23 protein-coding genes and 2 pseudogenes are annotated in these 24,897 nt (G+C 56.2%); 4 read left to right on the forward strand and 21 right to left on the reverse strand.

Features of this window, described 5'->3' with window-relative positions; translation table 11 throughout:
- The first annotated feature begins 210 nt into the window (after positions 1-210).
- Positions 211-2,580 (forward strand): family 78 glycoside hydrolase catalytic domain, encoded by a 2,370-nt coding sequence (locus tag C1A08_RS12375; RefSeq protein WP_101573865.1) that lies wholly within the window; start codon positions 211-213, stop codon positions 2,578-2,580.
- 79 nt (positions 2,581-2,659) lie between these two features.
- Here the strand turns inward: C1A08_RS12375 and C1A08_RS12380 are convergent, their stop codons facing one another.
- Positions 2,660-3,571, reverse strand: a complete 912-nt coding sequence (locus tag C1A08_RS12380; RefSeq protein ID WP_101573867.1) for a glycerophosphodiester phosphodiesterase family protein — start codon at positions 3,569-3,571, stop codon at positions 2,660-2,662.
- A 21-nt stretch (positions 3,572-3,592) separates the two neighbouring features.
- Positions 3,593-4,357 (reverse strand): M48 family metalloprotease, encoded by a 765-nt coding sequence (locus C1A08_RS12385; RefSeq protein ID WP_055205217.1) that lies wholly within the window; start codon positions 4,355-4,357, stop codon positions 3,593-3,595.
- 283 nt (positions 4,358-4,640) lie between these two features.
- Between C1A08_RS12385 and dnaK the strand changes: the two genes are divergently transcribed.
- Together dnaK and C1A08_RS13575 are read left to right on the forward strand one after the other, a co-directional pair.
- Positions 4,641-6,587: a molecular chaperone DnaK gene (dnaK, locus tag C1A08_RS12390; protein ID WP_081032614.1), complete on the forward strand. Its 1,947-nt coding sequence runs from the start codon at positions 4,641-4,643 to the stop codon at positions 6,585-6,587.
- A gap of 207 nt (positions 6,588-6,794) precedes the next feature.
- On the forward strand, positions 6,795-6,926 hold the full coding sequence (locus C1A08_RS13575) for a helix-turn-helix domain-containing protein (protein ID WP_145996579.1): 132 nt from the start codon (positions 6,795-6,797) through the stop codon (positions 6,924-6,926).
- A 255-nt stretch (positions 6,927-7,181) separates the two neighbouring features.
- Here C1A08_RS13575 and C1A08_RS12395 read toward each other — a convergent pair.
- The 5 genes and pseudogenes from C1A08_RS12395 to C1A08_RS12415 all read right to left on the reverse strand — a co-directional run bounded on the left by C1A08_RS12395 (position 7,182) and on the right by C1A08_RS12415 (position 13,108).
- Positions 7,182-8,321: pseudogene (locus tag C1A08_RS12395) on the reverse strand (TolC family protein).
- Positions 8,287-8,507, reverse strand: a pseudogene (locus C1A08_RS12400) (efflux RND transporter periplasmic adaptor subunit); the annotation flags it as partial. The pseudogenes C1A08_RS12400 and C1A08_RS12395, both read right to left, overlap by 35 nt.
- Positions 8,508-9,125: 618 nt before the next feature.
- Positions 9,126-10,760, reverse strand: coding sequence for a chaperonin GroEL (gene groL, locus C1A08_RS12405; RefSeq protein ID WP_055205229.1), 1,635 nt, complete (start codon positions 10,758-10,760; stop codon positions 9,126-9,128).
- A 41-nt stretch (positions 10,761-10,801) separates the two neighbouring features.
- Entirely contained in the window at positions 10,802-11,071 is a 270-nt protein-coding gene (locus C1A08_RS12410; RefSeq protein ID WP_055205230.1) for a co-chaperone GroES, read from the reverse strand.
- A gap of 213 nt (positions 11,072-11,284) precedes the next feature.
- Positions 11,285-13,108, reverse strand: a complete 1,824-nt coding sequence (locus tag C1A08_RS12415; protein ID WP_101573869.1) for a DEAD/DEAH box helicase — start codon at positions 13,106-13,108, stop codon at positions 11,285-11,287.
- A gap of 281 nt (positions 13,109-13,389) precedes the next feature.
- On the opposite strand from C1A08_RS12415, the gene C1A08_RS12420 reads away from it, so the two are divergent.
- Entirely contained in the window at positions 13,390-13,944 is a 555-nt protein-coding gene (locus C1A08_RS12420; RefSeq protein ID WP_101573914.1) for an NUDIX hydrolase, read from the forward strand.
- A gap of 15 nt (positions 13,945-13,959) precedes the next feature.
- On the opposite strand, the gene C1A08_RS12425 is transcribed toward C1A08_RS12420, so the two are convergent.
- The 14 genes from C1A08_RS12425 to C1A08_RS12490 form a co-directional block, all read right to left on the reverse strand.
- On the reverse strand, positions 13,960-14,451 hold the full coding sequence (locus tag C1A08_RS12425; RefSeq protein WP_055205233.1) for a hypothetical protein: 492 nt from the start codon (positions 14,449-14,451) through the stop codon (positions 13,960-13,962).
- A complete protein-coding gene (locus tag C1A08_RS12430; protein ID WP_101573871.1) occupies positions 14,426-14,923 on the reverse strand; it encodes a transglycosylase SLT domain-containing protein in 498 nt (165 codons plus the stop codon). Before C1A08_RS12430 ends, C1A08_RS12425 begins: the two co-directional genes overlap by 26 nt.
- Positions 14,920-15,339 (reverse strand): phage holin family protein, encoded by a 420-nt coding sequence (locus C1A08_RS12435; RefSeq protein ID WP_055205235.1) that lies wholly within the window; start codon positions 15,337-15,339, stop codon positions 14,920-14,922. The genes C1A08_RS12430 and C1A08_RS12435 overlap by 4 nt, the downstream gene beginning before the upstream one ends.
- Before the next feature lie 11 nt (positions 15,340-15,350).
- Entirely contained in the window at positions 15,351-15,818 is a 468-nt protein-coding gene (locus C1A08_RS12440) for a DUF6712 family protein (RefSeq protein WP_055205236.1), read from the reverse strand.
- A gap of 12 nt (positions 15,819-15,830) precedes the next feature.
- A complete protein-coding gene (locus C1A08_RS12445; protein WP_101573873.1) occupies positions 15,831-17,054 on the reverse strand; it encodes a phage portal protein in 1,224 nt (407 codons plus the stop codon).
- A gap of 73 nt (positions 17,055-17,127) precedes the next feature.
- Positions 17,128-17,664, reverse strand: a complete 537-nt coding sequence (locus tag C1A08_RS12450; protein ID WP_055205238.1) for a hypothetical protein — start codon at positions 17,662-17,664, stop codon at positions 17,128-17,130.
- A 23-nt stretch (positions 17,665-17,687) separates the two neighbouring features.
- Positions 17,688-18,932: a hypothetical protein gene (locus C1A08_RS12455; RefSeq protein ID WP_101573877.1), complete on the reverse strand. Its 1,245-nt coding sequence runs from the start codon at positions 18,930-18,932 to the stop codon at positions 17,688-17,690.
- Positions 18,933-19,002: 70 nt separating this feature from the next.
- The gene (locus tag C1A08_RS12460; protein ID WP_101573879.1) at positions 19,003-19,269 is read right to left on the reverse strand and encodes a hypothetical protein; all 267 of its coding nucleotides are present in this window, start codon (positions 19,267-19,269) and stop codon (positions 19,003-19,005) included.
- Positions 19,270-19,352: 83 nt separating this feature from the next.
- Positions 19,353-19,619 carry a hypothetical protein gene (locus tag C1A08_RS12465; protein ID WP_101573880.1) on the reverse strand — a complete coding sequence of 89 codons (267 nt, stop codon included), beginning with the start codon at positions 19,617-19,619 and terminating at the stop codon, positions 19,353-19,355.
- A 20-nt stretch (positions 19,620-19,639) separates the two neighbouring features.
- Positions 19,640-20,248: a hypothetical protein gene (locus C1A08_RS12470; protein WP_101573882.1), complete on the reverse strand. Its 609-nt coding sequence runs from the start codon at positions 20,246-20,248 to the stop codon at positions 19,640-19,642.
- 3 nt (positions 20,249-20,251) lie between these two features.
- The gene (locus C1A08_RS12475; protein ID WP_101573884.1) at positions 20,252-22,624 is read right to left on the reverse strand and encodes a hypothetical protein; all 2,373 of its coding nucleotides are present in this window, start codon (positions 22,622-22,624) and stop codon (positions 20,252-20,254) included.
- 3 nt (positions 22,625-22,627) lie between these two features.
- Complete coding sequence (locus C1A08_RS12480) at positions 22,628-23,632, reverse strand: hypothetical protein (protein ID WP_101573886.1); 1,005 nt, start codon at positions 23,630-23,632, stop codon at positions 22,628-22,630.
- Positions 23,629-24,060, reverse strand: coding sequence for a hypothetical protein (locus C1A08_RS12485; protein ID WP_055205245.1), 432 nt, complete (start codon positions 24,058-24,060; stop codon positions 23,629-23,631). The genes C1A08_RS12480 and C1A08_RS12485 overlap by 4 nt, the downstream gene beginning before the upstream one ends.
- A 55-nt stretch (positions 24,061-24,115) precedes the next feature.
- Positions 24,116-24,889, reverse strand: coding sequence for a hypothetical protein (locus tag C1A08_RS12490; protein WP_101573888.1), 774 nt, complete (start codon positions 24,887-24,889; stop codon positions 24,116-24,118).
- Between the last annotated feature and the right edge of the window lie 8 nt (positions 24,890-24,897).

Genomic DNA, 24,897 nt, shown 5'->3' on the forward strand with positions numbered 1-24,897 from the left:
ACCGTAGCAATTTCGGAAAGGCTCATGCCATCCCCGCAATGATGCTTTCTCCGTGTAAAATCAAATTCCCTGCCTAAATATTGGAAAGCGAATAAATTAGACCGTTTAGACTACAAATATCCCGAAGTGTACGACCGAATCGCCGTTTAATCCCTATATTTGTTAGTCTCAACCCGTTTGAGGGTTTATCCGAATTTAACCGAACTTCTTATGAAAAACACTCGCTTGTTACTTACCTTCCTGATGACTGTCGGCTGCTGGTCGGCCGGAGCGTCGCTGCCGTCGGCACAGCCCGGCGAACGGCAGCTCACCGGCACCTGGAGCGCCCAATGGATCTGTGACGGAGGCTTTTCTCCGTACGATTACGGCGTCTACCGCTTCCGCAAACGTCTCGACCTGCCGAAAAAACCGGAGCGGTTCGTTATCAACATCTCGGCCGATAACCGCTACCGGCTGCTGGTCAACGGACAAGAAGCGTGCTGGGGCCCGGCGCGCGGCGATCTGAACCGCTGGTACTACGAAACGGTCGACATCGCTCCGCTGCTGCGACCGGGCCAAAACGTGCTGGCCGTCACGGTATGGAACCTGGGACCCCGTAGCCCCGGAGCGCAGATCAGCCGGCAGACCGGTCTGATCGTACAGGGCAATTCGTCCGTCGAAGACGATGTCAACACCGACGGTAGCTGGCTCGTCCTGCGAGACGAATCCTTCTCGCCGCTGTTCAACTGTCCGGAAGCCGGCTACATCGGCGGCCACGACCGAATCGACGGCACGAAATACCCGTGGGGGTGGGAAACCGTCGGCTTCGACGATTCGAAATGGTATGCGGCCACCGGCTTTTCGCCCGGTAAAACCTACGGCGCGCCCGGTTACGGCGAAAGCGACTGGATTCTGACCCCGCGCGACATCCCGATGATGGAACTGACCGAACAACGCCTGACCGCCGTGCGCCGGCAACAGGGACTCGCATCGCTGCCGACGTTCATCGACGGCCGGTCGCCGCTGAAAATCCCGGCCCGCACGAAATGCACCGTGCTGCTCGACCAGGGATTCCTGACCACCGCCTACCCGGAACTGAAAGTATCCGGAGGCAAAGGCAGCAAAATCAAACTGACCTATTCCGAAGCGCTGTTCGACGAACGGGGCAAAGGAAACCGCAACGAAATCGACGGCCGCGAGTGCCGCGGATTCGCGGACGAGTTCCTGCCCGACGGAGCCGACGGACGGTTGTTCCGCCCGCTGTGGTTCAAAACCTATCGTTATATCCAACTCGACATCGAAACCGGAGCGGCGCCGCTCGTCGTCGAAGATCTGTACGGCATCTACACGGGCTATCCGTTCGAAGTGCGCGGCTCTTTCGAATCGGACGACCCTGCATTGGAGAAAATTTGGGAAACGGGCTGGCGCACCGCCCGACTCTGCGCCCACGAGACCTATTTCGACTGCCCCTATTACGAACAATTGCAGTATGCCGGCGACACGCGGATCCAGGCGCTGATCTCGCTGTACGTCTCCGGCGACGACCGGCTGGTGCGCAAGGCGATCCGGATGTACGACCTTTCGCGCTCGTACGAGGGAATCACCTGCAGCCGTTACCCGAGCCACATTCCGCAGTACATTCCGCCTTTTTCGCTCTACTGGATCGGCATGATCCACGACTATTGGATGCACCGCAGCGACGACGCTTTCGTGCGAAGCTTCCTACCCGGCATCCGCACCGTGCTGTCGTGGTTCACCGAAAAGATCGATCCGCACACGGGCCTGCTGAAGAACGGTCTTCCGCACTGGAACTTCACCGACTGGGCCACCTCGTGGGAACGAGGTATCGCGCCCGAAAGCGACTCGTCCGGTTCGGCGATCACCACGCTGCAACTGGCCGCCGCGCTGGACGACGCAGCCGACCTGATGCGCCGCTACGACCGGCCCGCCGAAGCGAAAGAGTATGCGGCGATCTCCGCCGGACTGAAGAAAAACGTTTACGAAAAGTGCTGGGACGCATCGAAAGGATTGCTGCGGGATTATATCGGCAGTCCGACTTACAGCCAGCACGTCAACATCATGGGCATCCTGACCGACGCCATTCCGCACAAAGACCAGCGCGCCGTATTCGAACGGATCGACAGCGATCCGTCGCTCACGCAAACCACGTTCTATTACAAATTCTATTTGATCCGCGCACTGAAAAAGGTCGGTCTGGCAGACCGTTATACCGAAATGCTCGGGCCGTGGCAGCAGATGATCGACATCGGCCTCACCACCTTCGCCGAGACCCCCGAACCAACCCGTTCGGACTGCCATGCCTGGAGTTCGAGCCCGAATTACGACCTGCTGGCAACGGTCTGCGGCGTAGAACCCGCTTCGCCGGGATTCGCTACGGTGCGGATCGCCCCGCATCCGGGACGCCTGAAACAAATCAAAGGCGTCGTACCGCATCCGCAGGGCGACATCACGGTCGAACTGCAACGCGACGGGGATATATTATCCGGACAAGTCGCTCTGCCGGGGCAATTGACCGGCGATTTCGTCTGGAACGGCAAAACCGTCAAACTGCATCCGGGCGTCAATCCGATCCGGTTCTAACGACAAACGATATCTGCCGAAAACAAAGCAGGGAGCGGAAAATTTTCCGCTCCCTGCCTTTTATCACCTTCGAAAACAATCAGTGCTGTCCGCGCGATACGAGGTAACGGATCAGAAACCCCGGCCGGTCGGTCTGGATGATCCGCGCGTTCAGCGAATCGATCAGGTAACCGTACACCCGGTCGGGATCATCGACCGCCCGGTCGTCGTAACGGCTGCCGGACATCCCGTTCCACATCGTATTGTACCAGATCAACGATTTCCCGGCCAACTGATTTTTGACCCTGAGCGGCGTCTGGCAGGTATCGCTTTTATACAACAACTCATAAGCTACCGGACGGATTTTCTCCTGAAAATCGGCAATCGCTTCTTCCGCACCCTCTTTGTTCAGATTGACGATCGGCATGTAAAAAACCCTGTCGAGGTAACGCCCGAAACTTTCGAGCACCTGATCGGCCGCCTGATCCCCTTTCATAATAATCTGGCGGGTGGTGCCGGCCTTTTCGGCCAGCGCGTAAACATCGTCGAATATCCAGTACCCTTTGTCGATATTGAGCATGATCCGGTCTCTGCTTATCTCGAAAACTTCATCGAGCGTCGGAACCCGCAGATCGGTCAGCGTACTGTCGGCGGCTTTCAGATAACAGTTCCGGATCGAATCGAGCGTCAGTTCCGAAACCTTGCCGCTGCCGTTGGTCGTCCGGTCGATCGTCGCGTCGTGCATCAGGACCAGACGGCCGTCGGCAGTCTTGCGGACATCGATTTCGACTACATCCACCTGCATATCGATCGCATTTTGAACGGCCTGAAGCGAATTTTCGACGCTGTGCCTCCAATCGCCCCGATGGGCCACCACGATTACCGACCGAGTATCCGGATCTTCCAATCTCGAAACGATGCTGTCCACCCGGGTCGGTACGGCACTTTCCCCACTCCTGGCGCACGAAAAGCCCAAGATGCAGATAAGAAAAATTCCCGAAAGTTTTTTCATAGTTTTATCCGTTTACGCCGATCAATGCTGCAGTGCGTCGGCCTTTTCCTTCATGCGCTGAGCGCGTTTGTAGCTGTCCGGATGCGTCGCAAACGCCTTCACGATCGCCGAAGCGTTGTTGCGGTTCGTCTTCGACATATCGGCCAGTTTATCGAGCGCATGGTACATCGCATACGGATCGACATTATTTTTCAGGCAGAACTCGAATCCGTACTCGTCGGCGTCGTATTCCTGCTTCTGCGAATACTGGGCCTGCGCCAGCGAGTTCGCCAACTCGGCCAATTGCGATTCGGACAGTCTGGCGGCGACGCTGCCGCTGACCGAACCGGCCGCATTCTGGGCTGCCGAACGCAGGTAAGCGTTTTTCAGCGCATCTTTCGTATCGGTGCGGGCCACGTGACCGATTTCGTGACCGATGATCGCCATCAGTTCGCTGTCGGACATCGTATCCATCAGCGCGCTATACACCCGCACGCTGCCGTCGCCGCAGGCAAACGCATTGACGTCCTTGGTCAGGTAGACCTTGAAATTCAGCTTCAGGCCGTCGACGGAGATGTTCTCGGTCAACCGCTGCAACCGCCGGTGGTAATCCGACGTATCGACCTGATTCTCCTGATCCATCTTCTCAACCGCGCTCTTACTCATCTCGGCGATGTCCGCATCGGTCAGCGTAACGGCGCTGATCAGATTGCCGCCCGCCTTGAGCAGCTTGCCCACCTTGAGCTGCGCCGAAGCCCCCGTACCGAAGAGCGTCAGCAGCAATACAAAAACAAGATTCCTTTTCATAATATCGTTGTATTTATCCTGCGCAAATGTAGAACTTTATATAGAAAAAACGGACGTTCCGTTTCATAAAAAATACCGGCGGCCCAAAATTTGCAACGAACCCTTTTATTCGGGTATTTTTTCAGACGAAATGGCAGACTCCGTGCCAGCATGTCCGACAATCGAAACCTCTTTGGCAGTCGGCAGCGGCCAAACCGCCCGTTTTGCCGCTTGGCATAAAGATTGATAAATCAAGTTCGAAAACAAAAAATTCAGCATAAAACAACTAAACGAGATAACGACTATGGGAAAGATTATTGGAATTGACTTAGGTACTACGAACTCCTGCGTTGCCGTGATGGAGGGTAACGAACCCGTGGTGATCCCCAACAGCGAGGGACGCCGCACGACACCTTCGATCGTAGCGTTCGTGGACAACAACGAACGGAAAGTGGGCGACCCCGCCAAACGGCAGGCGATCACCAACCCGCAGCGTACGATCACGTCGATCAAGCGTTTCATGGGCGAGACTTACGATCAGGTCGGCAAAGACATTGAACGGGCGGCTTACAAAGTGGTCAAAGGCGACAACAACACCCCGCGCATCGATATCGACGGCAGACTCTATACCCCGCAGGAAATCTCCGCGATCGTCCTGCAGAAAATGAAAAAGACCGCCGAGGATTACCTCGGCACCGAAGTATCCGAAGCCGTCATCACCGTTCCGGCCTACTTCTCCGACTCGCAACGCCAGGCTACCAAGGAAGCGGGCGAAATCGCCGGTCTGAAAGTGCGCCGTATCATCAACGAACCGACGGCCGCAGCGCTGGCCTACGGCCTGGATAAGGCGAACAAGGATATGAAGATCGCCGTATACGACCTCGGAGGCGGCACGTTCGATATTTCGATTCTGGAACTGGGCGACGGCGTATTCGAAGTGAAATCGACCAACGGCGACACGCACCTCGGAGGCGACGACTTCGACCACGTGATTATCGACTGGATGGCCGACGAGTTCAAAAAACAGCATAACATCGACCTGCGCAAAGATCCGATGGCCCTGCAGCGTCTGAAGGAGGCCGCCGAGAAGGCGAAGATCGAACTGTCGAGCTCGACCTCGACCGAGATCAACCTGCCGTACATCATGCCGGTGGACGGGATTCCGCAGCACCTGGTAATGACCCTGACGCGCGCCAAATTCGAACAACTGGCCGACAGATTGATCCGCGCGACGATCGAGCCGTGCAAAAAAGCGATGGCCGACGCCGGACTGAGCAACAGTCAGATCGACGAAGTGATCCTGGTAGGCGGTTCGACCCGTATCCCGGCGATCCAGAAAGTGGTCGAAGAGTTCTTCGGTAAAACGCCGTCCAAAGGCGTCAACCCGGACGAAGTGGTCGCTATCGGCGCCGCCATCCAGGGCGGCGTGCTGACCGGCGAAGTGAAAGACGTGCTGCTGCTCGACGTGACCCCGCTGTCGCTGGGAATCGAAACGCTCGGCGGCGTATTCACCCGCCTGATCGACGCGAACACCACGATCCCGACGCGCAAGAGCGAAGTCTTCTCGACCGCAGCCGACAACCAGCCGTCGGTGGAGATCCACGTGTTGCAAGGCGAACGCCAGATGGCCCGCGACAACAAGACGATCGGACGGTTCCACCTGGACGGCATTCCGGCCGCACCGCGCGGAGTACCCCAGATCGAGGTGACGTTCGACATCGACGCGAACGGCATTCTGAACGTATCGGCCAAAGACAAAGGCACCGGCAAGGAACAGAAGATCCGGATCGAAGCGTCGTCCGGCCTGACCGAACAGGAGATCCAGAAGATGCGCGACGAGGCGAAAGCCAACGAGGAGAAAGATAAGGCCGAACGCGAACGCGTCGACAAGGTCAACGCCGCCGACAGCATGATTTTCTCGACCGAAAAGCAGCTCAAGGAGTACGGCGACAAGATCCCGGCTGACAAGAAGGGCGCCATCGAAGCCGCCCTCGGCAAGTTGAAAGACGCGCACAAATCGCAGGACATTGCCGCCATTGACTCGGCGACGACCGAACTGAACAACGCATGGCAGGCCGCTTCGCAGGACATCTACAACGCACAGCAGGCCGCCGGAGCATCGCAGGCGAACCCGGGCGCCGACGCAGGCGCGGATGCGGGCGCAGGCTCCGCTTCGGGCAGCGCGGGCGCCGGAGCCGGACAGACCTCGAACGACAACGTGACCGACGTGGATTTCGAAGAAGTGAAGTAAGGTCAAACAATCATCAATAACGAAGTGGAGCGTATCTCAACGAGTTACGCTCCACTTTTTTTATTCGGATTAACCGTGGGGATACTTATTTTGACGTGATTTATCTACCTGATTCATGAATTGATGTTAAAGTGATAAAAAAGATGAAACATTCCGCAGTAAAAAACATGCTTTGAAAAAAGGAAGCAAGACGACAAGCCATTGTTAATGGAGCCGAGGGGGTGTCAGTTCTTATCGGTGATTCAGGTTTACAACAAATACAATATTTCCAAGCCCACGTTATATAGATGGATTAGGCAGGGGAAGATCAAGGTGCGCGTAATCTCGGAGAGAGAATGACACTGATAGATGTCACGTAAATAAAGGCTCCTTGGGATATTCGTAAGAGCCCATTTGAAGAAGAAATGCCTCCAAACTCATTTATGACTTCAAAAACTTTCTGTTGACAGCTCCGCAAAGAGGCAATAAAAAGGGGTAACGTAGTCTCAAAATTCGGCGGCAACACATTTTGAACTACATCCCAAAAGTTTTGTGTCTAACTTTTGGGATGTAGTTTCTTTATGAAATGTATATTTGAGGATAGACTTAAAACAGTCACTCTTCACATCCTCCACCCAGTGCCTGATAGAGACTGATAAGCCCCTGTATCTCAGTGATGCGGTTGGCTACTTGTGTCAGTTGGGCGCTCAGGAGGCTTTGCTGTACCGTCAGTACCTCCAGATAGGTCGTATTGCCGTACTGCATGGTAAGGGAAGTGCTCTTATATGCTGTCTGCAAGGATTCCACCTGTTTCTCGTACAGTGCCGACTTGTCACGCGCCGTCTGATATTGTGTCAAGGCGTTGTTCACCTCGGTTCCGGCTTGCAAAAGTGCCTGCTGGAAACTGAGCTGAGCTTCTTCCTGCTGGGCCTTGGCTGGCTATTTTCAACTGTTCGGTAAGTTGCCCTCGTGCAAAGAGCGGTTGTGGGAGCGAACCTACCGCCGAGGCGAGGAACTTTCCGGGATTGACAATCGTACTCCCTGCCGAATTTGCCCCCCCGCGCTTCCGCTCAGTGTTATGGATGGATAAAAAGCGGAACGCGCCTGGTTTGCGGCATAAAATGCCTGTTCCAAGGAGCGTTTCGCAGCCCGGACATCCGGACGGTTTGACAACAGTTGGACTGGAATGCCGGTAGAAAAGCTTGTAGGTATATTTAAGGTGTCTAACTTGCCACGTTCTATGGTATGAGGAGTGGAAGCCAACAACAACGACATACTGTTTTCGACTTGATTGATTTGTTCTTTCAGGTCAAGTACGGAGGCGCACACGCTGTAATAAGCGGCTTCCATCTGCGACACGGCAGAGTTATCCGCTCTTCCGGCGTTCATCAGGGCGCGGGTGGCATCAGCCGATTCCTTCCACGATATTTTCGTCTGCTCTGATATTTCGAGCTGGGCGTCGAGCATCAGCAACGTGTAATATGTATTGGCGATTCCGGCTATTACCTGCGTGCGTACGGCTTGTCTGTAATCCTGGCTCTGTGCATACAATGCTTGCGACTGTCGCTTGGCGTTACGTAACTTACCGAAAATATCTATCTCCCAACTGGCGGTAACAGGCACCGAGTAGGTTTTGGCAGCCTTGCCGCCGTCGAAGCTGCTTATTGTCCCTTGCGGGGAGAGATACAGAGAGGGGAGATATGCCAACTTTGCTGACAATCTCCAGATTGACCTGTGAGATGACTTTCTGCGCATAGAGTTCCTTGCTGCTGTTGAAGTTCAGTTCTGCTGTTTTCAGGTTCGCTCTGGCTGCCGCCACGTCCGCCGTTGCTGTCCGCAGGGCCGCTTTATAGGGCACTTGGTCGATGATGAAGAGAACTTGTCCCGGCGCACTTTCTCGCCTTCGCTTACGCACAGACGTTCGATAGTGCCTGATACTTGACGCCATCAGCATTGCACAACCGGTCAAGCCGATTAATTTTAGCCATTTTTTGTCCATTTTCTGATTTTGTGTGCGAAATTATCAAATGTACAGTAGACAACAGTGTTCCGAAATGCTTATGTTGTGTTCTGTATATTCGAATAAGCTAGCGAATAAGAATAATAATCAGTCAGGAACTACGAGACAGTTATTCATCAAGATTTTGCATTATTATATCTGATAAGTTTGACCGATCCGGAGAAAAAGGACTATCGGTAGAAAAAACAACCTTTTTACATATTTCACATGGTTTTAAAAAGGTTGCCATAGGCAAGAGGCGTTCTCGTATGTCTATTCCGCTTTTTGCTCAGTTCTTTGTTCATGTCACGGCTGCCCGTCATGGAAAAAGGAAACCTTTCCGCCGCCATAAGGCATGATGAAACGAATATGGGGATATTCGTGGTATCCTGTTGAATGTCAAATCGCAGATGGTTTTGGTAACATCTGCGATCATCCCGTAATCGGTAAGGGGAAATTTTTCCGTCCGGTCGAAAAAGTTGAAGCGTACGCGGTTCCGGAGGCAGACATAAAAAAATCCCCGGCTGCAAAGCCGGGGATTTTTCCGTTTCGCCGGGCGATTACATCATTCCGCCCATACCGCCCATGCCCTGCGGCATCGCTGCCGGAGCTTCGGGTTCTTTCTTATTGACCAGTACGCATTCGGTCGTCAGGAACATGGCTGCGATCGAAGCTGCATTTTCCAGCGCGACGCGGGCCACTTTCGTCGGGTCGATGATACCGGCCTTGAACATATCTTCGTATTTGTCGGCGCGGGCGTTGTAGCCGTAAGCTCCCTTGCCTTCTTTGACGTTGGCGACCACTACCGAGCCTTCGCCGCCGGCGTTGGCTACAATCTGGCGCAGCGGTTCTTCGATCGCGCGTTTCACGATCTGGATACCGGTCGTTTCGTCGTCGTTGTCGCCCTTCATCTTTTCGAGAGCTGCTACGGCGCGGATGTAGGCTACGCCGCCGCCCGGGATGATGCCCTCTTCTACGGCGGCGCGGGTTGCGGCCAGCGCATCGTCCACGCGGTCTTTCTTCTCTTTCATTTCCACCTCGCTGGCAGCGCCGACATACAGTACGGCCACGCCGCCGGCCAGTTTGGCCAGACGCTCGGCGAGTTTTTCCTTATCGTAATCCGAAGTCGAGATTTCCATCTGCTTGCGGATCTGTGCGACGCGGTTGGCGATGGCTTCCTTGTTGCCAACGCCGTCTACGACGGTCGTGTTTTCTTTGGTGACGATCACCTTGTCGGCCGAACCCAGCATGTCGAGCGTAGCCTGATCCAGGCGGATGCCGCGTTCTTCGGAGATCACCGTACCGCCGGTCAGGATAGCGATGTCTTCGAGCATCTCTTTACGACGGTCGCCGAAACCCGGAGCTTTCACGGCGGCGATCTTCAGCGTGCCGCGCAGCTTGTTGACAACCAAGGCTGCCAGCGCCTCGCCGTCGACGTCTTCGGCGATGATCACCAGCGAACGTCCGTTCTGTGCGGCGGGTTCGAGCACGCCCATCAGCTCTTTCATCGTCGAAACCTTCTTGTCGGTAATCAGGATCAGCGGCTTTTCGAGCACGGCTTCCATTTTTTCGGAATCGGTGATGAAGTACGGAGAGATGTATCCGCGGTCGAACTGCATCCCTTCTACTACGTCTACGTGCGTTTCGGTGCCTTTGGCTTCCTCTACGGTGATGACGCCTTCCTTATTTACCTTGCCCATCGCTTCGGCGATCAGCTTGCCGATCGCGTTGTCGTTGTTGGCCGAAATCGTGGCTACCTGTTCGATCTTGCTAATGTCGCCGCCCACTTCCTGGCTCTGCTTGCGCAGGTTTTCGACGACGGTTCCGACCGCTTTGTCGATACCGCGTTTCAGATCCATCGGGTTCGCGCCTGCGGTTACGTTCTTCACGCCTACGCCGACAATGGCCTGCGCCAGCACGGTAGCCGTCGTGGTGCCGTCGCCGGCGTCGTCGGCCGTCTTCGAGGCCACTTCCTTGACCATCTGGGCGCCCATGTTGGCGATCGGGTCTTCGAGTTCGATCTCTTTGGCTACGGTCACGCCGTCCTTGGTCACCTGCGGAGCGCCGAATTTCTTATCGATTACAACGTTACGTCCTTTCGGGCCCAGCGTTACCTTCACAGCGTTTGCCAGCGCGTCGACGCCTTCCTTGAGTTGTTCGCGCGCTTCGGTATTGTATTTAATCTCTTTTGCCATAATCTTGATTGTTTGAATTGGGTTTATACTGAGTTGAACGATTAGATGATGGCGAGGATGTCGCCCTGTTTCATGATCAGGTAGTCTTTACCGTCGATGTTGATCTCGGTGCCGGCGTATTTGCCGTAAAGGACCTGGTCGCCCGTCTTCACTTCCATCTTCACATCGGCCGTTCCGGGGCCTACGGCGATCACTTTACCTGCGAGGGGTTTTTCTTTGGCTGTGTCGGGGATGAACAATCCGCCGGCCGTTTTCTCTTCTGCGGGATTGGGTTCGATCAGAACCCGGTCTGCTAATGGTTTAACTTTCATAACGTCGTTATTTTTTTAAGTTTGTTAATGTTTGGTTTTCATTTGCCGTTTCCGGTGGACATTCCTTTTACGGAAACGTTCCATTCTTTTACACATAATATGCCAAACGGGAAATGTCAGGTTTTCGAACGAAAAAACTGACAAAGGAGTCCTTTCTCTGTCAGTTTGCCCTGTCACTTTGACATGAATGGCCGTGTGTTTTCGGTATGCGCGTTACCGTTTGCCGCGTTTCTTACCGCCGGCCCGTTTGTCGAAGCCCGCTTTGCCGCCCCAGCCGGCTGCCGGATTGACCGCATCCCACTGGACGTTGTTCCAGTCGAAGTCGTCTTTTTTCGGATTTCCGCCGGATTTGCGGGCGGCGTCCCTGCGTTCCGTTTTCCGATCCTCTTTCCGCGCGCCTTTGCGCTTCTCTTTCCGGAAGTCCCGTCCCGAACGTTCCTTGTTTTCGCCGGAATCGCCGTCTTTGGCGAGTTCCGCGATCGGGCGTCCTCCGCGGTTGATGTCGTTGAGCTGGCGGATCGCCTGCCGGGCGTCCGAGAACGGCACGGTTACGAACGAATAGCTATCCATCACCCGTACGTCGTCGATCTTGTTGTCCGGCAGCCGACACTCGCGTTTCAGCATGTCGGTCAGTTTGCGGGCGTCGAAACCGTCCATTTTGCCGATCGAGATGAACAGCCGCGCCGTTCCTTTGCGGTCGACGTTGATCGAACGGATTTCGGGGTAGCTGCTCTCTTCGAGTTCGTTTTTGAACGCCAGTTTCAGCAGGGCCGCCAGCGCCACTTCCGGGTCGAGGTTTTGCAGCACCTCGCCGGCCATTTCGGTATATTTGCGGTACGACTCGCTTTCGACGATTTCGATTAGGTCGTCCTTGATCTTGGTCTTTTTGATCTCGACGACGTCCTGCGCCGACGGCAGGGCGACTTTCTTGATGTCCACTTTGATTTCCCGTTTCAGCGAACTGAACTGCCGGTATTCCGAATGCGAGATGAACGTGATCGCCGTACCGGTATTGCCGGCGCGGCCCGTGCGGCCGATCCGATGCACGTAGGATTCAGTGTCCTGCGGCAGCGAATAATTGATCACGTGGGTCAGGTTGTTGATGTCGATCCCGCGCGCCGCCACGTCGGTGGCTACCAGTATATTGGCCAGCTTTTTCTTAAATCGTTTCAGGATTTTTTCGCGTTGTACCTGCGAAACGTCGCCGTGCAGTCCTTCGGCCGCATACCCGCGTTCGGTCAGCTTGTTGACCACTTCGTCCACGCCGATCTTGGTGCGGCAGAAGACGATCCCGTAAAATTCGGGTTCGACGTCGATGATTCGCGTCAGCGCGTCGAATTTGTCGCTGTCGCGCACTTCGAAGTAGATCTGGTCGGTCAGTTCGGTGGTGACTTCTTGTGCCGGTACGCGCAGGATTTCCACGTCGCGCATGTATTTTTTCGACAGGCGGATGATCCGTTCGGGCATGGTCGCCGAAAACAGCAGGATGCGGCGGTAGTCGTTCGTATTGGACAAGATTTCTTCGACGTCTTCGATAAAGCCCATATTGAGCATTTCGTCCGCTTCGTCGAGGATCAGGTATTTCAGGGCCTTGATGTCCAGTGTTCCGCGACGCAGGTGGTCGAGGATGCGGCCGGGCGTGCCGACTACGACATCGATGCCTTTGCCCAGACGCCGCAGTTGTTCGGTCATCGAAGCTCCTCCGTAGATCGGCGAAATGACGAGTTTGCGTTTGGCGTTGAACGATAGGATTTCTTCGGTAACCTGCAGGGCCAGTTCGCGGGTGGGAACCAGAATCAGCGCTTGGGTCGCTCCTTTCTGCGGGCGCAGTCGTTCGAGGATTGGCAGGCCGAAAGCGGCGGTTTTACCGGTGCCGGTCTGGGCCTGTGCGATGATATCGTTTGTTTTTTCGTCGTCGAGCAGAACGGGGATCGTGAGTTTCTGGATCGGAGACGGGGTTTCGAAGCCTTTCGCTTTAATGGCTTCGAGGGTGACATCGGTCAGTCCGAGCGCTCCGAATTCTTCTAATTGAACCATGTATATGTATAGTTATTGTGGTGTAAAATATGACCGACATGTAAATTTTTTAGGTCATGGCGTCAGGGCGACGCAATTCCGATACAAGTGACAAATCATAAATTTGCGGCAAAGATACGTAAATAAATGGAAAACCGCGACAAATTTTGTTTTTGTCGCGGTTTTCCTCTCAGTATCACGTTTTTTGTTCCGGACTTACCGGTGTCTGTCCGATTTCCTGAAATCGTTTTGCAGCCCGGAAAATTTTGAGTAAACTTGCCGTTGCGTTTAAAGAGTGTAAAATGTCCGAAGAGAAAAAAGTGAAAGTATTGCAGAGCGAGTATCTTTTCAACCGTCCGTGGCTTACGGTGCGCAGGGAATCCATCGTGCTGCCTAACGGGAATCCGGTTCCCGAATACTACGTTCTCGAATATCCGGAATGGGTGAATACGATTGCGATTACCCGCGATCGGAAGTTCGTTTTCATTCGTCAGTACCGGCACGGTCTGGGGTGCGCCTTGATGGAACTGTGTGCCGGGGTTTGCGATCCGGAGGATGCCTCGCCGCTCGCCGCCGCCCGACGGGAGTTGCTTGAGGAGACCGGTTACGGCCGTGGAACGTGGCGCGAGCTGATGACCGTTTCGGCCAATCCGTCTACGCATACCAACCTGACCCATTGTTTTGTCGCCGAGGATGTCGAACCCGTTTCGGAGCAGCATCTCGAAGCGACCGAAGACCTGACCGTGCACTTGCTTTCACAGGACGAGGTCCGTGATCTGCTGTTGACCGACCGGGTCAAACAAGCGTTGCATGCGGCTCCGCTTTGGCGGTATTTTGCCGAGAATCGCTTGCTTTAGAGTTTCGATCCGGTTTTACAATAACCGTTTTCCGATCGAACGGAGCGCCAGCCACAGTGCGACCAGCCCGATCGCATACAGTGCAATTCGTCCGGCGGAGGATTTTTTTACGGTTTTCGCAGTCTCCGTTTGCGATTCCGTCCGGCGGAGTCGTACGGATTGCGCCGTTTTTTCCTGTTCTTCTTTTTTATTGACCGAGGTGCTGTGTCTGATACCTCGTACGCGGGTGACCCGTTTGATTCCCGCCGGTATCCGTCGCATCGTATCGGGGACGGTGTCGCGGCCTTTCAAAACGTATTCGGTACGGACGATCTCCCAGTTTTCCCAGTCGTCGGTCAGTTGTTCCGCAACCTTGTCTTTTTCCGATCGGACGGTCGCCGTCGTGTCGCGCAGCGACTGCCGGTCGTGCGATTGCAGGTTCCTGCTTGTCCTGCAGCCGCTCCCTGCGACCGTCGCCGTCAGCAGTACCGGCAGACCGCATTTAAAAAAGGTACGGATGCAGCGCATCGGGAATCAGCGATTTCAGTTTTGCTCGGAATTCGCCGACGGTGATCCTATCGTCTCCGTCGGTGTCGAAAATCGGGTTCTGCCGGGCGATCACACGGGCCGGCAGCCGCCGGGTCTGTAGGACGTATCCGTCCGGTTTGCCGATGGCGGCCGGGAAAAAACAAGCCAGATAGAGGTCTGCGAACGTCCGGCAGCGTGCGGCATAGGGCCTGAAAAACAGTTCGACGTAATCGAGCTGTTCTTCCCCGGTCATTTTCAATAGTTTTTCTGCGGTCGTTCCGAGTCCTTCCGCCGTAGCCGGCATGAACTGGATCAACCCGACGGCCCCGCCGCGCGGATTCCGCGCCGAGGGATCGAGGCGGCTTTCGCTCCACATGATCGCCATCAGGTGATCCGGGTTGACGCCGAGTCGGGCCGCGATTTGTTTTACTTTACCGGCGAATGCCGGCGGGACTTTGTTTTCGTAGATCATAGCGAATCTTTTTCGAGTTTTCGGTCGATTTCCTGTTTCATGTATTTTTTTAGTTTCCGGAACAGCGGGTGTTCCGATATTTCGGCTGCATTCTCCAGGTAGCTCCACAGCTCCACGCCGCAGACGAATCCTGTGAACAGGTTGGCCAGGCGCAGCCCTGCGAACGGGAGGATGCAGGTGTCGATCAGCCACGTCATAGCGATGCCTACCGTGACGAAGACCAGCTTGTAGACGGTTCTCCATGCCTTGTCGCTTTCGAAGGCCCACGGGCGTTTCATGCGTCCGGCGCGTTTGTAGCTCGCCGCGACGCCCGTTGCGAAATCGACGCATACGAATGCCAGCGCGCAGCATACCAGCGGTTGCACCGGCGCGAACAGGGCCGCGACCGAAGAGATCGTTCCGATCATTTGTTTCATACGAGGCGTTTTTACAGAATGAATCCGCCTTTTATCAAGACCCGGCGGCGGATATTTTCTTTCGGGTCGTATTCCGGGAACATCGCCGGATTGTTTTCCACGTAGTCGATCGCCTTGTCCAGCAGCGTGTCGGCATCGTTGCGCGCCTGCCTGCGCAGCCGGTGCAGCCGGCTGTCCGGGACGGCTTCCGTGTAGGCGGATTTGTTCTGCCGGATGCCGGCCGCACCGATCGCGGCGCACTGTTCGTCTACCATCAGGTAGCGTACGTAGTAAGCCAGCGCGGGCTTTATATATGTCCGGCAAAAAGCCGCGTACGGTTCTTCGCCCAGTTTGTCGTACAGTTTGCCGAATACCGGGCGCAGGAATCCCAGTTGCGCCGTTTCGATTCGGGCCGGGACGATCATCCCTTCCGGAACGTATTCGTTCGACGGGAAGGCCGTTTCCAGCACTTCGGCGGCGGTAATCAGTAAGTCGGTCATGTCTTTGCGTGTTTAGTCGATGTTGCGGAGCGCGTATTTGGTGATCTGCGCCAGGTAGAGGTTCTGTTCCGGATCGTCCGGGTCGTAGCTCAGCCCGTCGTTTTTGCGGGCTTCCCACACTTTCATGTACAGCGGTTTCGATCGGGTGGGAGGGCGGTTGATGACTTGCAACGACGCCGCCTCGCAGTGCAGACAGCGTTCGATGACCGTCCGGATCGGTTCCAGCAGTTCCTGCTGTTCTCCGAGAATCAGCGTGTTCAGGGCGATTTCATATTCGTGCAGGATGCGTTCGGCGTTGAATCCGGTCGTATAGTCCAGTCCGCTCAGCGACCGGAACCACGAATGTGCGACCACGATGTCCGACGTAGCCTGGTCGTGCAGCAGTTTCCAGTCTCCCTCGTTGGCCGAGGCGATGGGTACGAATTTCGAGTTGTCCGTCTCTTCGGTGTTTTTGACCATGAACATCACCTGTCCCGGTTTTCCGGCGAATCGTTTTTCTGCGGCCGAGATGATGTCGTAAGCGTCCTGTTCGTTATCCACGTCTCCGTCCAGCACCATGATGCCCGACAGTTGGAACGAGTTGTCCAACCGGCTGATGTTCCATTGGTCGGTCTTGTAGGCGATCGCCGATACGTTCAGTCCGGCGATGTAGGCCGGCAGTCCGTAGTGTTCGAACATCGGTTCGTAGTCTTTATAATGAACGATCGACCGCAGCGTCCCGTCCGGGGCCGGTTCGAATGCCGGGTAGAGCGGCAGCGATTTGGCCTGCTGCAATGTGAATGTGGTCCAGTCGTGGTGCAGCAAGATGTGCGTTCCGTCCCGTGCGACCCGGCACCGCGAGGCGTCCTGGTGGAACAGCGACAGGGATGTTTCGTCCGGGTCGGTCGCTATTTCGAGAAATGCGTTTCCGAACAGCGATTTGTCGAATGCCAGTTTATTGAGGATCACGCGCAGCGATTCTCCGGCCCCGTTCGCCCGTTCCGCGATGGCCGCCAGCGTTCGGCGTTCCGGATCGCAGGTGAATCCTTTGCCCGAGATGTAATCCGCTTTGTCGTTGATGATTCTCCGGTGTGTGGGCGACCGGCGCGACATCAGCGCCAGGGCATTCGGGAACAGGTTGTCCGATCCCCATCGCCAGTAACGTTCGTTTCCCGCCTTGTCGGGGCCGGCCGCTGCGAACGGATTGACCGTATTCCCGCGCACATACAGGTTTCTGGATGTATTTTTCGTTTTCATCGGAATGAGTTTTTTTCAACGGGAAACAGGAGAGCGTTCGTTGCCGGCTCCCGTTTCCCGTTGGTTTCGATTGCTATCCGGCTGCGGAGAACAGCGTTTCCATATCCCCGAAGAACGGTTTGGCTTTCGAAACGTCTTGGCTGCGCAGCGTGATGACTTCGTTCGTTCCTTCGGCAAGCTGTTTTCCGGTCGTTCCGTTGGCCGAAACGAGTCTCAGTGGCCGTTCTTTTTCGAACTCGACGGAGTAGCCCACCAAGAACGAATCCCCGTTCGGAGTCGTCAGCAGGGCGATCAGCCCGTTGCGTGCGGCGTCGGCGATCGAGGTGATCGCCGGGGAGCTGTCGTTGCCCATCTTATCGAGCGTGAAGATCAGCTCGTGGGTGACGACCTGCGCCCCGTTGACGACCGAAACGGTCTCCCGGTATTCGGCTTCATCTTCCCGGAATTCGTATTTCGAAAAATAACAGTCTTCGTCGAGCCGGATCGCGGAGTATCCTTTCTCCGCGCTCGCGTAGGTCACTTCGGCCACGTCGCTCTGTTCGACCAGTCCGATCAGGCGGATCCCTCCGTTTCGTCGGCTTCTGGATCGGGCGTAATTTGACAATGACATAATCGGTCTGTTTTATCGGTTGATTACTGGATGATGAATTCTCCGCTCTCCCCGTTGAGGTAGGTGACGGTGCAGCGGATTTTGACAATACCGCTTCCGGTCAGCGTTCCGCCGAAAACGCCCTGTTCCCCGGTCAGCGGGACGGCTTCTCCTACCGGGCTGTCGTCGTTTGCGAGTCCCTGCGCCGTTAGGCTGTTCACGGCGCGGTATCCTTTTACGGTGATGCTGACCGCTCCGCCCGAAGCGTCGATGCCGTCCGAGGACAGTGTCGCGGAGATGCCTCCGACCGCCATCGAAACCATTTCGGGGAGCAGGTAGTCGCATCCGGCCATAAAGATGGCCCGTTGTCGGTTTTCCATCTGATCGGGATTGTACCACATCCGGATTTCGGTTCCCGGGAAGTCGGCCGTGTTGACCGCGATCGCCAGATTTCTACGGTCGGTGAGCAGCGCGAACGTCTGCGGCATGTCCCCGCACGTTTTCAGGTAAGGCGTTACTTGGATGTCGATTACCGGTATCCCTCGGTATGAGAGCGCTTCGCGTCCGTTTTGCTTGGCGAGATAAGCCGATTCGAGTACCACGTTATCGAGTTCTTCCTCGTATCTGGCATAGATATCCGACGTTACCAGATAAACCAGATTGCCTTGCGGTTTGAACGCTTTCAGAACTTCCGGCGCATCTTCCCACAGCTTCTTGAACACTTTTTCGGCAGCGTCGGTGTCGCTGTTGCCGGCAAAATTTTCCGGCAGGTAGAAGCAGGGTACGTCGTTTTCACCGGGCCCGCTGTCCGCGAGCAGGCGTTTGACGAATCCGTCGAAGGTTGCCAACTGCCCGTTGCGTTCGGTGTCCCCGAGCCACATCGTCGCACGGATGCTTTCCGCGACGGCTTCCCGGAACAGGGACGTTTCGGCGGCTTCCAGTTCCGTCCCGGACAGGTCGTCCAGGTTGACGTCGCTGCGTCCGGCAATCGTTTCGTAAACCATGTTGAAGTAGTCGTCGGCCGAGTATCCGACTTCCGCCTTTACTTTCGACAGTTGGATCTGCTTTTGAAATTTGGTTGCGCTTTCTCCTCCGTTCCAGCCGCTCGCCGTGTATTTTTGCAGGATGTCCCCCGCCCGTTTCCAGAATTGGAGCGTCGTCGGAACGGGGGTGTTGTACAGGATTTTGATGCCCAGGTCGACGGCGTCCGACCCGCTCAGCATCGGCCGAAAAAAGATCGTTTCGAGGTCGCGTCCGGTGTAGTTTTTAGGGTTTTCGATTTTTGCCATAATTTTTATAGTTTACAAAAATGTTTTAGTGTTCTTTTATAAAGTAAATATTACTTTACGCAGTCCGGCCTTATCGTCTGAAATTGCGTAGATCGCTGTCGTAGGCCGCCTGGTTGGCCGAACGGGGTGTTTCCGTCGGGGATGGGTCTTCGTGCGGAAGCGTTCGGGTCGCCGTTACCGTTTGTCCGGCGGCCGTCTCTTCGGCCGGCGTGTCGGCTGGTTCCGCCAACGCTTCGTTCAGCGTTTCCAGTTGTTTGTCGCTCACCCCGTTCTCCGTGTCGGAAGCGAGGCCGAGCCTGCCCAGTAGGGCGTTCCATTGTTCTCGGATCGTTGTCATGGTTGATTGTTTGGTGGTTTGTATGGTGCTGCGAAGGTACGCGGTTCGTCACGGAAATTTTTTCTACGAAAACCGACTTTTCGTTACAGGTTTACGTCGGTATAGTAGTACATGCATTTGCGCACGTATTCGTAGGTGCAGGCGAATTGTTCGGACGCCATCCACATCGCGTCGATCTTTTTCATCCCGTTCTTTTGCAGTGCGGCTACGAATTCCCGGATCGTCAGTACTTTGCACAGCGTGATGTCGATCACGCCGATTCTGGTCAGTTTTTCGACCAATTGTTGCGGAGCGAGCTCTCCGAACCGTATGCCGATCATGCGGATCAGTTCTTTTTCGTAACGTGTCATATTTTCCGGATTTATGGCTTTCAGAAAGATGCTTGTTCCACGACGCTTTTAACGGCCTGCTGCGCTTCGGTGATGTCCGATTCGAGCACGTACACCCTCAATTCCGACAACCGTTCGTTTACGGTTTCGCGGATTGCGCGGCGCGACTCTTCCGACAGCCGGGAGGAACCGCGCTCATCGTCGTTCCCGCTTCGTTGCGGGTACGGTGACGTTTCGTTTTGCGATCCGTATCCCGACCCGTTTTGCCGACGGGTCGGATCGACCGGTTTCTGGATTGCCGGAAACGGTTCGGTCGCAGGTGCGTAAGCCGCCGTCGCCTGCCCGTATCCGGAATGCTTCGTTTCGGGACCTGCGGGGTTGAAAGCCGTTTCCGTTTCGGGCTCGGTTTGGCGGGAAGTCGCTGCCGGGAGTCGCTTTTCACCGGGAATTTCCGTTCCGGCGAACGGCTGCGGAACGCGGCTTTCCCCGTTCGGAGATTTTCCGTCCGTTATCCGCGAGATGCCGCCGTCTTTTTTCCCGGACGCCGTTTGCCGTCGGTCTTCGCCGGCCGGGTCTGCCGACGCTTCCCGCAGCCGCCGGGCGAGCCACAGCTCGTCGTCCCAGAAGATTCGATAGGGTTCTGTGTTCATGGATTATACGTTTTTTAGAAAAATGCATTTCGTAGATTGTCCTCCAGCGGGATTGTAGTCGCAGATCTCTTCGAGCCGGCATAGCAGCGTCTCCCCGGCGATCGTCAGCCGGAACAGGGCTCTGAAATCGTGACACAGCGTATTCGGAACGATCAGCGGTTCGATGTCCTCCGGCTTCAGATACAGGTATAGCGTGATTCTCCGTCCCCGGTTGTATAGCTCCACCGTTTTGTCGTAATATCGGTGCAATCCGTCCGCTCCGTCCCGGTCTTCGAAACAGAGTGTGAACGGCTGTTCCCCCTGCGGATCGTGGAACGCGATTTTGGGGTACTGGCTGTCGTACGACGGCCATCCCCACGGATGTCCGTCCAGCGCGGTCATACCGTAGTACCGGACGATTTTCGGTGGGAAATTCAGGTTTTCATTCTCTTCCGCGTTACCGCTGCGGTCGCGGTCGCCGACCTGGGCGAGCGAAGCTTCCGGCGCATCGGGATACTCGCCGGTTTTGTTCAGGGTCGGCGTGAAGATCGGGTTGCTGTAAATTTGTTCACCTTCTTTGGCGAACCGGTTCAGGATCGGCGCGCTCCAGCGTCCTAGGATCTCTTTGTGGGACTCGTCCCACCGGGCTGCGCTGCCGTCTCCTGGCTGGTAACGCAGCGTGAAGTGCTGCGCCAGGTCTGCGCCGGGTTCTTCGACCGCGACGGGCCGGCTGCGGTCGATTTTTTCGCTCCAATCCACGACGACGTCGTTCCGGTAGAATGTTTCGCGCGGTTCCACATAGAGCGTCCTGGTCAGCGTGTCGGAGTAGAAATAGAGATTGAACAACTGTTTCAATGCATTGATCAGCGCGATCTGCCGGATCTCGTGCGCCGCGACGTCGGCAAATCCGATGGTCGTCCCTTCGCACGGATGCGGCATGAAAACGGGCCTGAGCGTCGTCTCCCGGCCGAGTGTCAGCTCCATGCCTTCGTCCGCTCCGCCGAAATGGAACCGGTGGAAATAGCGGGGGGTCGACGGAGATGCCGTCGCTGCCGAACTTCTGACCGTCAGTTCGATGTCGATTTGTCCGGTTTCGGCGACATAGCCGTCGTACAGCGCCCAGTCCCCGGTGAACGGCAGGTAGGTGCCGCCCGACTGGATCCATAACCGGGGATTGGATATCGTCTGTCCGGTTTGCGGTTCGATTAGGGTGCTCCGCGACGAAAAGGTTTTCACGATGGAGGTTGTTCCGTCCGTTGCGAGTTCGTGGGTAAACCGGTATGTGTTCGCTTCGGCGTGGTCGAAGACGATCAGCCGGTAGCTCCATCCGTCGCGATACGTTTCTCGCCGGTCTTCGTTGCGGTTGGTCACCTGGTAGCGGTGTTCGATGTTGTCGTCGAGGTAGACCCGGTCGAAGCATTTCAGGGCCGTCCGGCTGGCGATCCGGTAGTCCGAACGGTAACGGAGCCGGTATTCGAATCCTACGGCTACGCTCTCCGTCGGGTAATAAGCCGCCCGCTGCCCGTCTTTCCGGAAGCAGCCGTTGCGGTTGTAGACGCCCGCCACGGAAACTCCGTCGGAGATGTCGTCCGGATCGGCCGTGTCGACGATGTTCCCGACCGACGAGATCGTGGTCAGCGGATCGGCGTAAACCCTGCCGAACCGGTCCGCTACGGCCGTTGCATCGGCGAACCGTCCGGCGAGGAATCCCATCCGTTCGGCCAGCGGTTCGACTTCTTTTTCCGGATAGCGCCCGCTGATGTACAGCGCCCGGAAAAATGCGCTGTCCATGAACGTCGACGCGACCGTATAACCTCCTGCGGCCGCGATCGCATCGACCAGCGCCCGTACGTTCAAGAACGGATGGTAGTCCGTAAAGGTCAGCATCCGAACGCCCTGCTGAACGGTGTCGGATGCTACGGCGAACCGGTCGCGCTGCACGGGGAAAAAACGCACCGGTTCGTCCCATGTCCAGCTTTGTTTGACCATGTCCGCCGTGATCGTATGTTCAAAAGCGATCCCGATTTCATTGAACATCTCCGCCGCTGCTTTTTGCACCCACTCTTTGCCGGCCCCGATGATGTTGATTCGGTACCATCCCTCTCCTGCCGGCGTACTTTCGCACCGGGTCATCATCGGGGAGCCTTCGAGTACCGTGCAGCCGTCCGCTTCGATGCGTGCCGTATGCGGCTGCTGGTTGAACTGCTCGGCCGCGTGTATCTCTTCCGGGTTGCCGAACAGCAGTCGGTTGCGTGCGGTCATCGGCACGCGGATCGTTTTCGAGTATCCCGTCCTTCCGGTTTCGATTTTGGTGATCGAGGCGATTCCGAGCGAAATCGACACGGCGGTCGTCTGGTCGGTATCGGCCTGTTTGCCGTCGATAAACAGTTTCATCATGGTTTACTGGTGTTGGTAGATTTCCCGGGCGCTTTTGCGGACGGTCAATTGCAGTTGCGAGAGCGTTTCGGACACGGTCGTTACCGTTTCGGTCAGGACGTCCAGCGGGACGAACGCATAGTTCTGCTCCATCCACACTCCGGGCGCTACGGCGATTCCGCTCAGCCATTCCATCGTTTCGCGGTTGACGAAATCGGAGGCCAGCGATAGCCTGTTTTCCCGGCTACAACCGGTCGTGCGGTAGCCGTCGGCCGTGTATACGCGCTCTTTGCGGATGTCGTATCCGTTGCTCAGGACGCACCGCATCGTATGGTAGTCGATCTGGCCGTATCCGTTCCACCAGCATATTCGGACGTTCTGTTCGCCGGTCGGCGCTACCTGGTACCGCTGGCAGGCCATCTCTTCGTCCTCGCCGTCCAGGATGCGGACCGTTACGATTTCTCCTTCGGTCGGTTCTCTCAGTCCGGCAGCCCTGAGTTTCGCCCGCATGTCCGCCATTTTCAACCCGAATACGTGCAACCCGTCGGCATCGTTTTTCGTAGCCAGCGTGACCGGCGTCGCCGGAGTGCCCGCAACGACCGCGACCGCTTTCAGCGTTCCGCCTTCCGCGATGACGGCGATTTCGTCGCTCTCTTCCGGCCCGATCGTCCGGGTTTCCGGCGACGCCGATAGTTTTTCGTAGGAATAGATCGTTCGTATCCCCGCGTTCAGCCGGGTCGTGCTGCGCGTGCTGCCCGATCCGACCGTCAGGTTCACGATCCGTTTCGGCGGGGCGACGAACGTGCATTGCACGGTTCGCAGCGGGGCCACTTCGAACTGCCCCTGTGCGTAGCCGGCTACGTTCACGTCGTATACAGTCGACCCGTAAAGCCTTTTTCTGCCGATGATTCCGGTACCTGCGTGGTCGAAAATGTCGAGCTCCACGATTTCGTCGGCCGTTGCCGAAATCCGGAACAGCGCGTCCCGGTAAGCCGGGGAGTACGGCGCGGGGATTTTGGTGATTTTCATAGGGATTCGTCGGTTGATGTTTGACAATCGTCCGTGCGGACGTCGAATTCCACCCGCAGCGATAGTTCTCCCTGTCGGGTCAGCGTGAATTCGGCCGGAGCCATCGAGATGTTTTCCGTGCAAAAGACGTTTTGCTGCGGGGTCAGCCGGTCGGTGAGCCGTAGGGCATCCCGTTCCAGCCCGTCCCATACCCTATTTTTTGCGGATTCGTCGAATTTGCGGTTGCATTGCATCAGCTGCAGTACGACGCGGTAGGTAATCTTCCGTTCCCGCCTTCCTTCGACACGGCTCGTTTTCGGCGGCGACAGCCATACGGCCGGAAATTTCAGCGCGCATTCGTTCATGCGGTACTCGAAGCCTTCGTAAAAGTGATAGCCGAGTTTCTCGGCGGTTTTTCGGATCAGGGCCGAAAGTTGATTTCTGGGCATTTTGAGTTTGTTTTACAGGATGTTTTTTCATCGAAATCGTCCGGAAAAGAGCCGTTTATCCGTTCATTTTAATGCGGCTCTGCACGAGATCCATAAAATCGTGGCAATTCATTCGGCGTACCGGCTCGATCTCGTCGATCCGGAAATGTCCCGCCCACAGCAGCAGCTCGTTCCAGGTCGGTCCTTCGCGTCCGGTCTTTTCCCCGTTCGTCCGGGGAGTTTCGTAGCAGAGCGGGTAATTGCGTTTCAGGTAGCGGTGTGCTTGCCGGAGCATGTCGTAAAGGCGCAGAACGATGTCCATCGGCAGTTTTTTCATGCTCCAGGCCCGATGCCGGCATGTCTGTTCCCGGTAGGGTTCACCTTCGGGACGGCAGAGTATCGCGACGACGAGCGGGGCGTACCGCCATTTGTCGCACAGGTACAGGTCGGTCGCTTCGCACAGTTCGACGGCCGTCGTATGCGCTAGCGGTACGACGCTGCCGTCGGGATCGACTGCCGGAGCGGGAAACAGCATCCGTATTCCGTTCCAATCGAAACCGTCCGTACTGTCGTTTCCGTCCGGATTCTCCGGAAATGGCGGCGGAAACCCGAAAAAACGTTCGCCCAGGCAGTCGGCGAACTGTTTTCGCTGCCGGCCGTCGATCTTCCGAACGGTTCCCGGATCCACTCCGCAAATGCGCTCCAGTACCCGCTCCGCTTTCCGTTCCGTTGCAGAAGTGCCGACCGTCTGCCCGGCATATTCCGCCAGCGTAAAAAACTGTTCCCAGCCGATTTCGTTCCATGCGGAAGGGCACGGATAGCTCCGATTGTCGATCGTTACGGTGGTCATGTGTCGAT

It is taken from the genome of Alistipes sp. cv1, from assembly GCF_900240235.1.
GTDB lineage: Bacteria > Bacteroidota > Bacteroidia > Bacteroidales > Rikenellaceae > Alistipes_A > Alistipes_A hominis.

Bases quoted from the DNA above. Each gene is read 5' to 3' on its own strand.
- C1A08_RS12480 (WP_101573886.1), bottom strand. From the start codon at position 23,632: ATGAAAATCACCAAAATCCCCGCGCCGTACTCCCCGGCTTACCGGGAC.
- C1A08_RS12465 (WP_101573880.1), bottom strand. From the start codon at position 19,619: ATGACACGTTACGAAAAAGAACTGATCCGCATGATCGGCATACGGTTC.
- C1A08_RS12460 (WP_101573879.1), bottom strand. From the start codon at position 19,269: ATGACAACGATCCGAGAACAATGGAACGCCCTACTGGGCAGGCTCGGC.
- C1A08_RS12455 (WP_101573877.1), bottom strand. From the start codon at position 18,932: ATGGCAAAAATCGAAAACCCTAAAAACTACACCGGACGCGACCTCGAA.
- C1A08_RS12485 (WP_055205245.1), bottom strand. From the start codon at position 24,060: ATGCCCAGAAATCAACTTTCGGCCCTGATCCGAAAAACCGCCGAGAAA.
- C1A08_RS12440 (WP_055205236.1), bottom strand. From the start codon at position 15,818: ATGACCGACTTACTGATTACCGCCGCCGAAGTGCTGGAAACGGCCTTC.
- C1A08_RS13575 (WP_145996579.1), top strand. From the start codon at position 6,795: ATGGAGCCGAGGGGGTGTCAGTTCTTATCGGTGATTCAGGTTTACAAC.
- C1A08_RS12475 (WP_101573884.1), bottom strand. From the start codon at position 22,624: ATGATGAAACTGTTTATCGACGGCAAACAGGCCGATACCGACCAGACG.
- C1A08_RS12430 (WP_101573871.1), bottom strand. From the start codon at position 14,923: ATGATCTACGAAAACAAAGTCCCGCCGGCATTCGCCGGTAAAGTAAAA.
- C1A08_RS12445 (WP_101573873.1), bottom strand. From the start codon at position 17,054: ATGAAAACGAAAAATACATCCAGAAACCTGTATGTGCGCGGGAATACG.
- C1A08_RS12415 (WP_101573869.1), bottom strand. From the start codon at position 13,108: ATGGTTCAATTAGAAGAATTCGGAGCGCTCGGACTGACCGATGTCACC.
- C1A08_RS12420 (WP_101573914.1), top strand. From the start codon at position 13,390: ATGTCCGAAGAGAAAAAAGTGAAAGTATTGCAGAGCGAGTATCTTTTC.
- C1A08_RS12490 (WP_101573888.1), bottom strand. From the start codon at position 24,889: ATGACCACCGTAACGATCGACAATCGGAGCTATCCGTGCCCTTCCGCA.
- C1A08_RS12450 (WP_055205238.1), bottom strand. From the start codon at position 17,664: ATGTCATTGTCAAATTACGCCCGATCCAGAAGCCGACGAAACGGAGGG.
- C1A08_RS12435 (WP_055205235.1), bottom strand. From the start codon at position 15,339: ATGAAACAAATGATCGGAACGATCTCTTCGGTCGCGGCCCTGTTCGCG.
- C1A08_RS12380 (WP_101573867.1), bottom strand. From the start codon at position 3,571: ATGAAAAAACTTTCGGGAATTTTTCTTATCTGCATCTTGGGCTTTTCG.
- dnaK (WP_081032614.1), top strand. From the start codon at position 4,641: ATGGGAAAGATTATTGGAATTGACTTAGGTACTACGAACTCCTGCGTT.
- C1A08_RS12385 (WP_055205217.1), bottom strand. From the start codon at position 4,357: ATGAAAAGGAATCTTGTTTTTGTATTGCTGCTGACGCTCTTCGGTACG.
- C1A08_RS12470 (WP_101573882.1), bottom strand. From the start codon at position 20,248: ATGAACACAGAACCCTATCGAATCTTCTGGGACGACGAGCTGTGGCTC.
- C1A08_RS12410 (WP_055205230.1), bottom strand. From the start codon at position 11,071: ATGAAAGTTAAACCATTAGCAGACCGGGTTCTGATCGAACCCAATCCC.
- groL (WP_055205229.1), bottom strand. From the start codon at position 10,760: ATGGCAAAAGAGATTAAATACAATACCGAAGCGCGCGAACAACTCAAG.
- C1A08_RS12375 (WP_101573865.1), top strand. From the start codon at position 211: ATGAAAAACACTCGCTTGTTACTTACCTTCCTGATGACTGTCGGCTGC.
- C1A08_RS12425 (WP_055205233.1), bottom strand. From the start codon at position 14,451: ATGCGCTGCATCCGTACCTTTTTTAAATGCGGTCTGCCGGTACTGCTG.